Consider the following 12,850-nt stretch of genomic DNA (forward strand, 5'->3'; position numbering starts at 1 on the left):
ATGACGTTGTTCGGGGCGGGCCTGCTGCTCGTCGCTGGCCTGGTGGCGCTGCGAGCGCGGATGACGCTTGTGACAGTCGTCGGGATGAGCATGGCACCCACGCTCCTTCCCGGCGATCGGGTGGTGGTCCGGCGGCTGCCGACCGCCCGGATTCGGCGGGGAGACGTCATAGTGCTCCGGGTCGCGGGGCCGTGCCGGCCCGGCGACCGGAAGGACGAAGCGAAGACCCCCTGGCTGGTCAAGCGGGTCGCGGCTGGCCCAGGCGAGCCGATGCCCGCGGTACTGCCGACCTGGACGCGGGGCTCCGGCGTCGTCGAGCCCGCAACGTTCGTGGTGCTCGGGGACAACCCGGGCCTGAGCCGGGACTCGCGGCACTTCGGCGCTGTGCCGGCCGACGGGGTACTCGGCGTGGTGGTCCGCAAGGTGGGCGGTGGTTCGGTGACGGCACCTGCGAGCGCCAACGGCCCCGCACCATCGAATCCGCCCGTGCCGCCAACCTACCGATCAGTGACGGACATCGGCGTGAACAGCTGAACCAGGTCGTCCAGCCTGATCGTCACCAGCGCCATGATCAGCCCGAACGGAGCCATGAGCGCGAGCGTGCCGGCGTCCGGGGTGGGCCCCCGCAGGACGGCGTAGACCCCTACAAGAGCCAGCAGACCCAGCACGGCGTTTCGTGCCACATGGTGCCACCCGAACGGAGCGGCCCCGCTGCCACCGAAGCAGCGGCACGAGGCTGTCAGCCCTCGCCGCAGGACCGCGCTGATGGCTACCGCGAAGCCGGTCAGAAGCGCCGAGGCCAGGCCCATCCCAGCCGCGGTAAATGCCGGCGACGGGAGCGTCAGAAGCAGGCCACACGCCACAATTTCCGCCCCCACCACGGTCAGTGCCAATGGGGTGACGAGGTGAGGCGGCACAATTCTGAGGGCTGCCACGGAAGTCGAGAACTCACGAAAGCGTCGACTGTCCCTAACCTTGCTCACAGCGGCGACGAGGAACACCGCGAGAAGGAGGAATCGAATTAACGCGGCCACATATGACACGAGCTGTTCCCCCCGATTCGATGGACCCTGCGTCCGAAGCCTGCGTCGTAAAGACTGATGCTCGCCCTCCCGGGTGCCGGTCCGGTGCCGCCCACGTGGTGAAAACGCATTGACCCGCGTCGGGCCCCTTAGATTATGACCAACTTCTGCTCCGAATGGGGGGCAGGTCGACGGGCAGGCTCTGTGCGCCCGTTCGTGCCGGATGCCGGAGCGGGCTTGCGCGCCAGGTCATCTCCCTTCCGGAGATTCACCGGCAGGTCAGGAACCGACCAACTGCCGGCCAACCCGGGCCGGTCTGCTGTGCGTACCCCTCGACGACAGGAGACGGCGTTGCGACGTACCCTTTCCGCCCTCGGCGTGGCCGGCGCGCTGCTCGCGGCGGCCGTGGTGGCCCCGGCGGTGGCCGCCCAGGCCGACCCGGAGCCCCGCGCCGAGCGGTCCCGCGCGGTCCAGCGACCCATCGTGATCGGCCACCGCGGCGCCAGCGGCTACCGCCCGGAGCACACCCTGGAGGCCTACCGGCTGGCGATCCGCCAGGGCGCCGACTTCATCGAACCGGACCTGGTCTCGACGAAGGACGGCGTGCTGGTCGCCCGGCACGAGAACGAGATCTCCGGTACCACCGACGTGGCCGCCCACCCGGAGTTCGCGGCCCGGAAGGCGACGAAGACCATCGACGGGGTCAAGGTCACCGGCTGGTTCACCGAGGACTTCACCCTGGCCGAGCTGCGGACGCTGCGCGCCAAGGAGCGCCTGCCCCAGGTGCGGGTGGCCAACACCGCCTTCGACGGCAAATTCCCGGTGCCGACCTTCCAGGAGGTCATCGACCTGGTCCGCGCCGAGTCGAAGGCCCGGGGCCGGACCATCGGTGTCTACCCGGAGACCAAGCACCCCAGCTACTTCGCCTCGATCGGGCTCGCGCTGGAGGAGCCGCTGGTCGCCACGCTCAAGGCCAACAAGCTGACCCACCGCAACGACCCGGTCTTCGTGCAGAGCTTCGAGACGGCCAACCTGCGCAAGCTCGACCGGATGATCGACGTGCGGCTGGTGCAGCTCATGGACGCGGCTGGCGCCCCCTACGACTTCACGGCCGCCGGTGACCCGCGCGGCTACGCCGACCTGGCCACCGCCGCCGGCCTGGCCTGGGTGGCGACGTACGCCGACGGCGTCGGCCTCAACAAGAACCTCATCGTGCCCCGGGACGCCGCCGGCAGGCTGCTCGCGCCGACCTCGGTGATCCGGGACGCGCACCGGGAGAAGCTGGTGGTGCACGCCTGGACCTTCCGCGCCGAGAACCAGTTCCTGCCGGCCGATTTCCGGACCGGCGCCGACCCGAACGCCCGCGGCGACATCACCGCCGAGTACGAACTCTTCTTCGGCCTGGGCCTGGACGGCGCCTTCGCCGACCAACCGGACACGGCCGTGGCGGCCCGCGCGGGCCTCTGACCGGCGTCCGCGCCGGGGCGACTCGGGGCCCCGGCGCGGACCCATTTGTGGTGATGTGTGGTGCGTGAACGCGCACCACACGTCTTTCCGGAGTACGTCAATCGGGCCGGGGTGGCTCGGGAATCGCTGCGTCCACTCCGCACCTCCGCGAGTGCGCCAACGGCCGTCTTCGGTGAGGATCGGAGGGGTTTCCATCGTCCGTGGGATTTATGTCCGCTTTGCGTAACATGTTCCATTAAGGGTCGTTTCGACCCGTGTCAAGGATCCACGACACGGGGGATGTACATGAGAATTACCTCTGCGCCGAGCAGGCGAGCGAGCATCGGAGCGCGGGTGGCCGCCCTCGGGGTGCTGGCCGGCGCACTGCTGCTGGGTGGCACGCCGGCCCTGGCCGCCCAGACGATCAGCATCGATCCGGACGACGTGCCGACGACGGCGGCGGACGCTCCCCAGTTCTGCTATCCGGGCGGCGGGCCCTTCCCGGACGAGGAGACCTGGGTGTTCGACCTGTCCGGCGAGCCGGAGACCAGCGGCGTCTTCCAGTCGTTGTCGACGACGTTCAGCACGCCCGGCGGCACCGTCACGCGGCCGATCCCCGGCTCGCCGAACAGTGAGATCGTCGACTTCGAGGGCGTGAGCCGGGCCTTCATCCGGCTGCCGGCCCACTGGACCCTCACCGCCGCCACCGCGGTGATCTCCGGGACGGCCGAGAACTTCGTGCTCGCCCACACCTGCGCCGCCTCCGACGGGGCCCCGGGCGACCCGGGAGATCCCGGCGACCCGGGAGATCCCGGCGACCCCGGGGATCCCGGCGACCCCGGGGATCCCGGCGACCCCGGGAACCCGGGCGACCCTGGGAACCCGGGCGATCCGGGCTACCCAGGAGACCCGGGCTACCCGGGCTACCCGGGCCACCCGGGAGACCCGCAGGTCAGCCTGTCGATCGACAAGAAGGCCCGGGTCGAGTCGGACTGCCGCGAGCGGTGTGCGAACGACGGCTTCGCGGCCGAGGGCGACAAGATCTTCTACACCTACCGAGTGGCCAACACCGGAGCCGTGCGGATCACCGACGTCGAAGTCGACGACCCGACCGCCGGGTACGTGGCCTGCAACAGCACCACGCTGGCGCCGGGCACCAGCACGGACTGCCACGCCGTCCATCCCCACGAGGTGGACTGGCGCGACGTCGAGAACGGCAAGGTGGAGAACACCGCGCGGGCCACCGGCCGGTATCGCTACCGGACCGTGGTCTCCGACCCGGTCACGGTCACGATCTGCATCCGGGACGGCAAGTACGACCACCGCAAGGACGACAAGGACGACAAGGGCGGCTGGGACGACAAGGGTGGCTGGGACGGCAAGGGCGGCAAGCCCGAGCTGCCCGTTACCGGCGACAGCGTCGCCCAGACCTCCTACCTGGGTGGGGGCCTGCTGGCGGCCGGCGGCCTCCTGATCGGGCTCAGCCGGGTGCGCCGGAAGGCACGCCTCCAGCTCTGACCCCACGACCGATCGCGGCGGCCCGGCGGAACACTCCGCCGGGCCGTCGCGCGTTCCGGATCGATGGCGGGGCGCGACACAGCGGCGTCCGGCCGGGTGGTGCCGGCGGCCATCGGGCACGGGGTGGCGATCCACCGGCCGGGGGCGGTTGTAACGGCCGGCCACCCCACTCTGGTTACTTGTGTGTTTCGGCCACATAGCCCGTGCGTGACGTCACTTCTAGCGTGGGCCGACAACTGACACTTCCCCCTGTCCCCACCTGGAGTCGCAATGACGATCCGGCACACGCGACGGGTGTTCCTTTCCGCCGCCACGGTGATGGCGGCCGCGCTCGCCACCACCGCCTGTGGCAGCCCGCAGGACACCGCTTCCGGCGGCGGCGACGCCGCACCGGTCAAGGTCGGCCTCGTGTATTCCCAGTCCGGCCCGCTGGCCAGCTACGGCAAGCAGTACATCGAGGGCTTCAAGGCCGGCCTCGACTTCGCCACCAAGGGCACCGGCAAGGTCGGTGACCGGAAGGTCGAGCTGACCGAGGTCGACGACGCGGGTGATCCGGCGAAGGCGGTCTCCGCGGCCAAGGACCTGATCGGCAAGGGCACGAAGATCATCGCCGGTTCCACCTCGTCGGGCGTCGCCCTCCAGGTCGCCCCGATCGCGGCGCAGAACAAGGTGCTGTTCATCTCCGGCCCGGCCGCCACCGACGCGGTGACCGGCTCGAACAAGTACACGTTCCGCTCGGGCCGGCAGTCGTACCAGGACGTGGTGACCGCCAAGTCGTTCATCGGCGACGCCGCCGGCAAGAAGGTGGTCGTCTTCGCCCAGGACGGCGCCTTCGGTGACGCGAACGAGGCCGCCGTGAAGGCCGTGATCGGCGGTGCCGGCGCGACCGTGAGCAGCGTCCGGGCCCCGGCCAGCGCGACCGAGTTCACCCCGTTCGCCAGCCAGATCAAGGCCGCCAAGCCCGACCTGCTCTTCGTGGCCTGGGCCGGCACCACCGCCCCGGCCATGTGGCAGACCCTCGACCAGCAGGGCGTGCTCTCCTCCACCACGGTCGTCACCGGCCTGGACATCCGCGCCTCCTGGCCCACCTTCGGCGCGGCCGGCAGCAAGATCTCCTTCCTGTCGCACTACTTCGACGGTGCCAGCGACACCGAGGCCGCCAAGGCCGCGAAGGCCAAGATCCCGGGCGGCACGCTCGACCTGTTCCACCCGGACGGCTTCGCCGCCGCCCAGATGGTCGTGCGCGCCGTGCAGGAGGGCGGCGACGACGTGGACAAGATGATCAAGGCGCTGGAGGGCTGGCAGTTCGACGGCGTCAAGGGCAAGATGACGATTCGCGCCGAGGACCACGCGCTGCTCCAGCCGATGTACCAGGCGAAGCTCTCCGGCAGCGGCACCGCCTTCACGGCGGCCGCGCAGAAGACCCTGACCGGTGACGAAACCGCGCCGCCGGTCGCGCAGATGAAGGGCTGACCAGTGCTCGCCACCCGCGGTCTGACCTGGCGGATCGGTGAGGTCGCCATCGTCGACTCCGTCTACCTCGACCTCGCGCCCGGGGAGTTCCTCGGCGTGATCGGGCCGAACGGCGCCGGCAAGACCTCCCTGTTCAACCTGATCACCGGCCTGCGCCGGCCCACCGAGGGACGGATCCTGCTGGACGGGGCGGACATCACCGAACTCCCCCCGCACCGCCGGGCCCGGCTCGGCCTGGGGCGCACCTTCCAGGCGTCCTCGGTCTTCGGTTCGCTGACGGTGCGGGAGAACGTCCGGCTCGCCGTACAGGCGCACCGGGGTGGCTCGATGAAGCTGTGGCGGCGGGCGGCGGCCGACCGGGAGGTGGCCGCCGCCGCCGACGCGGCGCTCGACCGGGTCGGCCTGCACCACCGGGGTACGGCCCTCGCGGGCACCCTGGCCCACGGCGAGAAGCGCAAGCTGGAGATCGCCCTGCTGCTCGCCGGGGAGCCCCGCGTGATGCTGCTGGACGAGCCGATGGCCGGGGTGAGCGCCGAGGACGTGCCCGAACTGGTCAGCGTGATCAGGTCGCTCACCGGGGACAGCGGCCGGTCGGTGCTCATGGTGGAGCACCACATGGACGTGATCCTGGAGCTGGCCGACCGGATCGCCGTGATGCACCACGGCGCGCTGCTGGCCTGCGACACCCCGGACACCGTGATGGCGAACGCCACCGTGCAGGAGGCATACCTGGGGGAGGCGCTGTGACCGTCGAACCTGTCCTCAGCGTCGAGAACCTGTCGGTGCGGATCGCCGGGCTGCACATCCTCCAGGGGGTGTCGTTCGAGGTCGCCCCGACCGGCGTGACCGTGCTGCTCGGCCGCAACGGCGTCGGCAAGACCACCACGCTGCGCGCGGTCGTCGGGCTCACCCCGCGCAACGGCGAGGTCCGGGGCACGGTCCGGATGGGGGCGCGCAGCCTGCTGGCCCGCCCCACCCACCGCCTGGTCCGCGACGGCCTCGGCTACGTGCCGGAGGACCGCTGCGTCTTCGCCGGGCTCACCGTCACGGAGAACCTGCGGCTGGCCGAGCGGCGGGGCACCACCCCGGCGTACGACAAGGTCTATGCCCTTTTCCCCGAGCTGGACCGGCGCGGACGGCAACGGGCCGGCTCGCTCTCCGGCGGGCAGCAGCAGATGCTCGCGATCGGCCGGGTGCTGCTCAACGACAACCGGCTGCTGCTGGTCGACGAGCCGACCAAGGGGTTGGCGCCGAAGGTGGTGACCGAGGTGGCCGAGGTGCTGGAACGGGTCGCTGAATCCGTGCCGGTGCTGCTGGTCGAGCAGAACCTGGCCGTGGTGCGGCGGTTGGCGAAGGACGCCGTGGTGCTCTCCGCCGGCCGGGTCGCCTGGACCGGCGACGCGCACGACCTGCTGCTGGAGACCGCCTTGACCAAGTCGCTGCTGGGCGTGGGCGCGGAGGTCAAGGCATGAGCACGGTGATCCTGTTGACGCTGACCGGGCTGGGCCTGGCCGCGCTCTACTTCCTGGTGGCCTCCGGCCTCTCCCTGGTCTTCGGCCTGGCCGACGTGCTCAACTTCGCGCATGGCCTCTTCCTCGGCGTGGGGGCGTACGCGACCTGGTGGGCGGCGGGCAACCTGCCCGGTGCCGGCCCGGACGGCCTCGGCTTCCTCGTGGCGGTCGCCTTCGGCGTGCTCGCCGGTGCGGTGGTGGCCGTGCTCGTCGAGCTGGTGCTGATCCGGCCGCTCTACTCCCGCACCATCGAACAGGTGCTGGTCACCGTCGGCCTGTCGCTGGCCGGGGTGGCGCTGCTCCAGGCCACCTGGGGCGCCGACGCGCGGCCGTTCCCGCGCCCCGGCTGGACCCGGGACGTGACCTCGGTGCTCGGCGCCCAGGTGCCGAACGCCGGGCTGCTGCTGATCGTCGCCGCCGCCGTGGTGCTCGGCGCGCTGCTCGCCTTCCTGCGGTTCACCCGGTACGGCCTGATCATCCGGGCCGGCGTGGAGAACCGGGAGATGGTGACCGCGCTGGGCATCGACGTGCGCAAGGCGTTCACCCTGGTCTTCGCGATCGGCGGGGCGGCCGCCGCGCTGGCCGGCGCGCTCGGCTCGGTCTACTTCGGCACCGTCTCGCCCGGGCAGGGCGGCTCACTGCTGATCTTCGCGTTCATCGTGGTGGTGATCGGCGGCATGGGCTCGGTGGTCGGGTCCGCGTACGCGGCGGTCGCGGTGGGGCTGCTGCAACAGTTCGTCAACTACTACGGCACGTCCGGGCTGGGCGACCTCTGCGTGGTCGGCCTGCTCGCCGTGGTGCTGCTGCTGCGTCCCCAGGGCCTGGCCGGAAAGGTGGCTCACGCATGACCGAGGTCAAGAGTCCCGAGGTCCCCGCGCCGCCCGCGGCGGTGCCCGACGAGCTGACCCCCGGGCACTCCCGCTGGCACGGCCTGCGCCCGTACGCGCCGCTGGTCGCCCTCGTGGTGGCCGCGATCGTGCCGTACTCCACGGTCAACCTGCCGGGGATCTTCGAGGGGCCGCTGAACTCGCCCGGCACCCTGCAACTGCTCGCCATCTGCCTGGTCTTCGGCGGCCTGGCGGCCGGCTACGACCTGCTCTTCGGGCGGACCGGAATGCTCTCCTTCGGGCACGCCCTCTACTTCGCCGCCGGGGTCTACGGCACCGACGTGCTGGTCACCCGGGCCGGGCTGCCGCTCTGGCAGGCCGCCCTGCTGACGGTCAGCGGCGGGACGATCCTCGCCGCGCTGCTCGGCGCGGTCGCGCTGCGCACGGTCGGCATCGCGTTCGCCATGGTGACGCTCGCCTTCGCCCAGGTGGGGGCGATCCTGGTGGCCCGGGACTTCGGCGGGCTCACCGGCGGCGAGGAAGGGCTGCCGCTGGACGTCTCCGGGCTGCCGGCCGCCCTCGTCGGGGTCACCAACACGGTGAACCTCTACTGGCTGGCGCTGGCGTACCTGGCCCTCGTGGTCCTCGTGGTGCACCGGGTGAGCGGCTCGCCGACCGGGCGGGTGCTGGCCGGGCTGCGCGACGACGAGCGGCGGATCGGGGTGCTGGGGCTCGACCCGTACCGGTTCAAGCTGGTCGCGTTCACCCTGGCCGGCGGCCTGGCCACGGCCGGCGGGGTGGTCTACTGCCTGATCGTCGGCGGCGCCAGCCCGCACGTGACGTCGAGCGAGCTGACCTTGTCGCTGCTGGTCATGGTGGTGCTCGGTGGTCCCGGCACCCGCTGGGGCCCGGTGCTCGGCGGCATCCTCTACATGTACCTGGACCACCGCCTCACCGCCTTCGGCACCAGCGACGCGGTCAACAGCCTCCCGGCCGTCCTGAGCCACCCGCTGAGCCAGCCCCTGTTCGTCCTGGGCACCGTGTTCATCCTGGCGGTCTACTTCTTCCCCGGCGGCCTGGCCAGCCTCCGCACCCGTCTAACCCCCCTGACAACGGCCCTCCGCCGCCGCTGACCCCCGCCCTGCCCGCGTTGATCATGAAGTTATTGTCACGACACGCCGTGGTCGATGGCGATAACTTCATGATCAACGGGGTCTGAACGGGAGGTGGGCATGGGGGATCGCAGGTTCGCCGTCGTCAGTGGGGGTGGGACCGGGATCGGGGCCGCCGTCGCGCGGGGGCTCGTCGATGACGGGTACGACGTGATGATCGTCGGGCGGCGGCTCGATGTGCTGCTTGGTGCCGCTGAGCGGATCTCGGCGGAGTGCGGGCGGGCGGGTGCCGTTAGCGCGGTGGCCGCTGATTTGACCGATCCTGGTCAGGTGTCGGCCGTCGTTTCGGCGGTTGGGGAGCGGGCCGTCGACGCTGTCGTGAACAACGCCGGTGGTTACCTGGGCGGACCGACCGACACGCTCGCCGACGTGGCGGGCTGGTGGCGGGCCAACCTCGACGCCAACGTGCTCACCGCGGTCCTGCTCACCGAGGCGCTGCTGCCCGCCCTGCGCCGCCCCGGCGGCCGGGTGGTGCTGCTCAGCTCGATCGCCGCCCAGCGGGGCGGCGGCGGGCCGTACTCGGCGGCGAAGGCCGCGCTGCACGGCTGGGCGTACGACCTCGCCGCCCAGCTCGGTCCGGAACAGATCACGGTCAACGTGGTCAGCCCCGGGTACGTGGCCGAGACCGAGTTCTTCGGCGACCGGATGACCCCGGAGGGGCACGCCAAGCGGGTGGCCGCCACCCTCGTCGGCCGGCCCGGCGTGCCGGACGACATCGCGGCGGCCGTCCGCTACCTGGTCGGCCCGTCCGCCGGCTACGTCACCGGCCAGGTGCTCGGCGTCAACGGCGGCTCCGTCCTCGGCCGCTGAGACGCGGAAGGGCGGCGGCCCCCCGTGTGGCCGCCGCCCTCCTCGCGTCGTGGGTCAGCCGTTCAACATCTCGTACGCCGACGCGGTGGCCTTCTGCACCTCGTCGCCGGTGGGCGCGGTGAGCTTCGGCGCCTTGCCGAAGTCGTAGTACCGGGTGACCAGCTTCATGGCCTTCTGCTTGCCGGCGGCCGGGACGTCCAGCGTCAGCGAGGTGAGGTTCCCGTCCGGGCCGACGACCGCGGTGAACGGCACCTTCTTGGCCGCGTCGCCCAGCGCCGACACGTCGACCGCGTCGAAGGCGCTCTGCACGTCGGCGTTGTCGGTCAGGTCGGCGAAGCCGGTGTACGTCCCGTTGCCCTTGTCCTCGACCGTGTCCGAGGTCCGGATGATCGCGGCCGTGTTGGCCGGGTCGGCCCCCTGGTAGACCGGCGCCTCCGACCCGTCGGACAGCTTGGTCCGGTCCAGCGCCATCCACCGCTTCGGGAGCTTCAGCATGTCGTGCAGGCCGGGCATGCCGGTCAGCTTGACCCGCATCCAGAGGTCCTCCTCGATCACCCGGAACGTCATGTTCATGGTGAACTCCGGGTCGTCGTTCTTCTGCGACATCCCCAGCTCCATGGCGTGCGCCGCCGGGTCCACCACGCCCGTGAACTTGTCGGCGCCGTCCAGGGTGGAGAAGCGGAACGCGGGGTCCTTGTCGTCCGGCACGGCGGCCAGGAGGGTGGCCTTCGGGTCGGCCGGCGCCGAGGCGCCAGGGGTGGATCCGGCGCTCTCGGAGGCGCCGTCGCCGGTGCCGCATCCCGCGGACAGGGCGGTGGCTGCCAGCACGGCGGTCGCGAGGGCCGCGACCCGCCGGAACGTCGCGGCGGTGCCGGTACGCTGCGTCATCTTGGTTCGACTCACTTTCCCAGTTGGCTGTTGCACCGGCATTCTGGCAGGCCGTCACGGCCGTCCCGCTGCCGTTATGCTGCCGTCCGACTGCCGCGGGCCGCCGCGGCGGGCGGCCGGGGGGTACAGGAGCGGAAACTCGCATGTCAGAGGCGTTGCGCTTCGAGATCCTGGGCCCGCAACGGGCCTGGTACGCGGACCGCCCGCTCGACCTCGGCCCCGGCAAACAGCGTGCCGTGCTGGCCGTGCTGCTGCTCGCCGCGGGACGTCCCGTACCGACCGGGCAGATCGTCGACGCGGTGTGGCCCGAGGAGCCACCGGCGAACGGCCCGAACGTCGTGCAGAAGTACGTGGCCGGGCTGCGCCGGGTGCTCGAACCCGACCGGTCGCCGCGTACGCCGGCGCAGGTGCTGACCCTCACCGACGCCGGGTACCTGCTGCGGATCCCGCCGGAGGCGGTGGACGCGGTCCGCTTCGAGCGGGGCGTGCGGCGGGCCCGGCAGTGGCAGGCGGCGGGGCGTACCGAGGACGCGCTGGCCGAGGTGACCGGAGCCCTGGAGCGGTGGCAGGGGGAGCCGTTCAACGGGTTCACCGGCGCCTACTTCGACGCCGCCCGGCACCGGCTGGTGGAGCTGCGGGCCGTCGCCCTGGAGACACGTACCGAGCTGGAGCTGGCCAGCGGCCGGCACGGCGAGCTGGTCGGCCGGCTCGTCGAGCTGGTGGCCGAGTTCCCGGTCCGCGAGCGGCTGCGCCACCAGCTCATGCTGGCGCTGCACCGCGGCGGCCGGCAGGCCGAGGCGCTCGCCGCTTACCGGGACTTCGCCGACCTGCTCCGCGAGGAGTACGGCATCGAGCCCGGCGAGGCGCTCCAGGACCTGCACCGACGCATCCTCCGCTCCGACCCCACCCTGACCGCACCGGCAGCCTCGTCAGCCCCACCGGCCCCGCAGACGCCGTCGGTCCCGCACGGGCCGTCGGCCACGCACGGGCCGTCCGCCACCCACGCGCCGTCCGCCACGCATGCGCCGTCAGGCCCGCCGGCGCCGTCGGCCACGCACGGGCCGTCCGAGCCGTCCGCCCCGCCCGCGCTGGAGGCCGTGCCGCCGGCCCCCCGGGCCGGCGGCCCCCCGGACGGCACGGGCCCACTGGACGGGTCGACGTCCGCCGCACCGGAAGTGGCCGCCGTCCGGCCGGCGCCCGCCCCGATACTGGACGCCACCGGACCGGCCCCTGCTCCCGCAGCCACCGGACCGGCCCCTGCTCCCGCAGCCACCGGACCGGCCCCTGCTCCCGCAGCCACCGGACCGGCCCCTGTGCCCGCCCCGGTGTCGGACGTCACCGGGCCGGCCTCCGCTGTCGCGCCGCTCCCGCCGGCCACGCCGGGCTGGGCCGCCGGCCCGGTCGGACCGCTGACCCCGGTGCCGCACGCCCTTCTGGTCGCCATGAACCAGCCGGCCGATGCGCCGGCCGACCGACGGGCGCCCGGCTGGGTCCGGCTCACCGCGACGGTCGCCGGCACCGCCACGGTGCTGGCGTCGTTCGGCTCGCTCACCTGGGCCGTGGTCCTCGGGTACGCGCTCTGGCGGCGTAGCTGGCGTCTCGCCCTGGCCGGCCTGGGCTACTTCCTGCTCGTCCTCAGCGTGTTCGTCCTCGCGGTCAGCAGCCCGGAGAACGAGGAGATCAGCGACGGGGAGGCGATCTACCTCATCGTCACGATGGGCACCTGCTGGCTGCTCGGCGCCGCGCACGTCGTGCTGCTCAACCCCACCCTCTGGGCGGCCGTCGGCGGGCTGTTCTGGACCGGCCGGCAGCGCACCGACGAGCAGCGGCGGCTGCGCCGGGAGCAGGCCCGCTACCTGCTGCACCACTATCCGGCCGCCCGGGCCGACCTGCGCATCGGCCGCCCGGACCTGCTCCGCACCTACGACGACGGCGGCCTGGTCGACGTCAACGCGGTGCCCGATCCGGTGCTGGCCACGCTGCCCGGGCTGACCGGCGACCAGCGCCGCCAGATCGCGGTCGACCGCTGGCTGCGCGGCCCGTACGGGTCGCTCGAGGAACTGGCCGGGCGGTGCCACCTGCCGCCCGCGGCGACCGAGACGCTCCGGGACGTGCTGCTCTTCCTGCCGCCCGAGCCGCCGCCCGTCCGGCACTCGTGACTCGGACCGGCGGCGGTTCGCCTG

Annotated in this window: 12 protein-coding genes; 10 read left to right on the forward strand and 2 right to left on the reverse strand. The window is 72.4% G+C overall.

What is annotated here, in order from left to right:
* Positions 1 to 534, forward strand: coding sequence for a S26 family signal peptidase (locus NLX85_RS11860; protein ID WP_254334500.1), 534 nt, complete (start codon positions 1 to 3; stop codon positions 532 to 534).
* On the opposite strand, the gene NLX85_RS11865 is transcribed toward NLX85_RS11860, so the two are convergent.
* The gene (locus NLX85_RS11865) at positions 498 to 1,043 is read right to left on the reverse strand and encodes a MauE/DoxX family redox-associated membrane protein (RefSeq protein ID WP_254334502.1); all 546 of its coding nucleotides are present in this window, start codon (positions 1,041 to 1,043) and stop codon (positions 498 to 500) included. The two genes, NLX85_RS11860 and NLX85_RS11865, sit on opposite strands and share 37 nt — an antisense overlap.
* Positions 1,044 to 1,373: 330 nt before the next feature.
* On the opposite strand from NLX85_RS11865, the gene NLX85_RS11870 reads away from it, so the two are divergent.
* The 8 genes from NLX85_RS11870 to NLX85_RS11905 all read left to right on the forward strand — a co-directional run bounded on the left by NLX85_RS11870 (position 1,374) and on the right by NLX85_RS11905 (position 9,779).
* Complete coding sequence (locus NLX85_RS11870) at positions 1,374 to 2,489, forward strand: glycerophosphodiester phosphodiesterase (RefSeq protein WP_254334504.1); 1,116 nt, start codon at positions 1,374 to 1,376, stop codon at positions 2,487 to 2,489.
* A 285-nt stretch (positions 2,490 to 2,774) separates the two neighbouring features.
* Positions 2,775 to 3,986: an LPXTG cell wall anchor domain-containing protein gene (locus tag NLX85_RS11875; protein WP_254334506.1), complete on the forward strand. Its 1,212-nt coding sequence runs from the start codon at positions 2,775 to 2,777 to the stop codon at positions 3,984 to 3,986.
* A gap of 270 nt (positions 3,987 to 4,256) precedes the next feature.
* A complete protein-coding gene (locus tag NLX85_RS11880) occupies positions 4,257 to 5,459 on the forward strand; it encodes a substrate-binding domain-containing protein (RefSeq protein WP_254334513.1) in 1,203 nt (400 codons plus the stop codon).
* Between the two features lie 3 nt (positions 5,460 to 5,462).
* Entirely contained in the window at positions 5,463 to 6,206 is a 744-nt protein-coding gene (locus tag NLX85_RS11885; protein ID WP_254334515.1) for an ABC transporter ATP-binding protein, read from the forward strand.
* The gene (locus NLX85_RS11890; protein ID WP_254334516.1) at positions 6,203 to 6,931 is read left to right on the forward strand and encodes an ABC transporter ATP-binding protein; all 729 of its coding nucleotides are present in this window, start codon (positions 6,203 to 6,205) and stop codon (positions 6,929 to 6,931) included. The genes NLX85_RS11885 and NLX85_RS11890 overlap by 4 nt, the downstream gene beginning before the upstream one ends.
* On the forward strand, positions 6,928 to 7,818 hold the full coding sequence (locus NLX85_RS11895; protein WP_254334517.1) for a branched-chain amino acid ABC transporter permease: 891 nt from the start codon (positions 6,928 to 6,930) through the stop codon (positions 7,816 to 7,818). Before NLX85_RS11890 ends, NLX85_RS11895 begins: the two co-directional genes overlap by 4 nt.
* Positions 7,815 to 8,930, forward strand: a complete 1,116-nt coding sequence (locus tag NLX85_RS11900; RefSeq protein ID WP_254334518.1) for a branched-chain amino acid ABC transporter permease — start codon at positions 7,815 to 7,817, stop codon at positions 8,928 to 8,930. The genes NLX85_RS11895 and NLX85_RS11900 overlap by 4 nt, the downstream gene beginning before the upstream one ends.
* 99 nt (positions 8,931 to 9,029) lie before the next feature.
* A complete protein-coding gene (locus tag NLX85_RS11905; protein ID WP_254334519.1) occupies positions 9,030 to 9,779 on the forward strand; it encodes an SDR family NAD(P)-dependent oxidoreductase in 750 nt (249 codons plus the stop codon).
* A 54-nt stretch (positions 9,780 to 9,833) separates the two neighbouring features.
* Here the strand turns inward: NLX85_RS11905 and NLX85_RS11910 are convergent, their stop codons facing one another.
* Entirely contained in the window at positions 9,834 to 10,667 is an 834-nt protein-coding gene (locus NLX85_RS11910; RefSeq protein ID WP_254334520.1) for a hypothetical protein, read from the reverse strand.
* Positions 10,668 to 10,810: 143 nt separating this feature from the next.
* Between NLX85_RS11910 and NLX85_RS11915 the strand changes: the two genes are divergently transcribed.
* Positions 10,811 to 12,826 (forward strand): BTAD domain-containing putative transcriptional regulator, encoded by a 2,016-nt coding sequence (locus NLX85_RS11915; RefSeq protein ID WP_254334521.1) that lies wholly within the window; start codon positions 10,811 to 10,813, stop codon positions 12,824 to 12,826.
* The last annotated feature ends 24 nt before the right edge of the window (positions 12,827 to 12,850 follow it).

Origin of the sequence: Micromonospora sp. A3M-1-15 (genome assembly GCF_024213425.1) — a bacterium.
Lineage (GTDB): Bacteria > Actinomycetota > Actinomycetes > Mycobacteriales > Micromonosporaceae > Micromonospora > Micromonospora chersina.

What these genes read in the sequence shown, in the direction of transcription:
- NLX85_RS11915 (WP_254334521.1), top strand. Translation starts at nt 10,811, where the DNA reads ATGTCAGAGGCGTTGCGCTTCGAGATCCTGGGCCCGCAACGGGCCTGG.
- NLX85_RS11905 (WP_254334519.1), top strand. Translation starts at nt 9,030, where the DNA reads ATGGGGGATCGCAGGTTCGCCGTCGTCAGTGGGGGTGGGACCGGGATC.
- NLX85_RS11900 (WP_254334518.1), top strand. Translation starts at nt 7,815, where the DNA reads ATGACCGAGGTCAAGAGTCCCGAGGTCCCCGCGCCGCCCGCGGCGGTG.
- NLX85_RS11860 (WP_254334500.1), top strand. Translation starts at nt 1, where the DNA reads ATGACGTTGTTCGGGGCGGGCCTGCTGCTCGTCGCTGGCCTGGTGGCG.
- NLX85_RS11875 (WP_254334506.1), top strand. Translation starts at nt 2,775, where the DNA reads ATGAGAATTACCTCTGCGCCGAGCAGGCGAGCGAGCATCGGAGCGCGG.
- NLX85_RS11880 (WP_254334513.1), top strand. Translation starts at nt 4,257, where the DNA reads ATGACGATCCGGCACACGCGACGGGTGTTCCTTTCCGCCGCCACGGTG.
- NLX85_RS11895 (WP_254334517.1), top strand. Translation starts at nt 6,928, where the DNA reads ATGAGCACGGTGATCCTGTTGACGCTGACCGGGCTGGGCCTGGCCGCG.
- NLX85_RS11910 (WP_254334520.1), bottom strand. Translation starts at nt 10,667, where the DNA reads ATGACGCAGCGTACCGGCACCGCCGCGACGTTCCGGCGGGTCGCGGCC.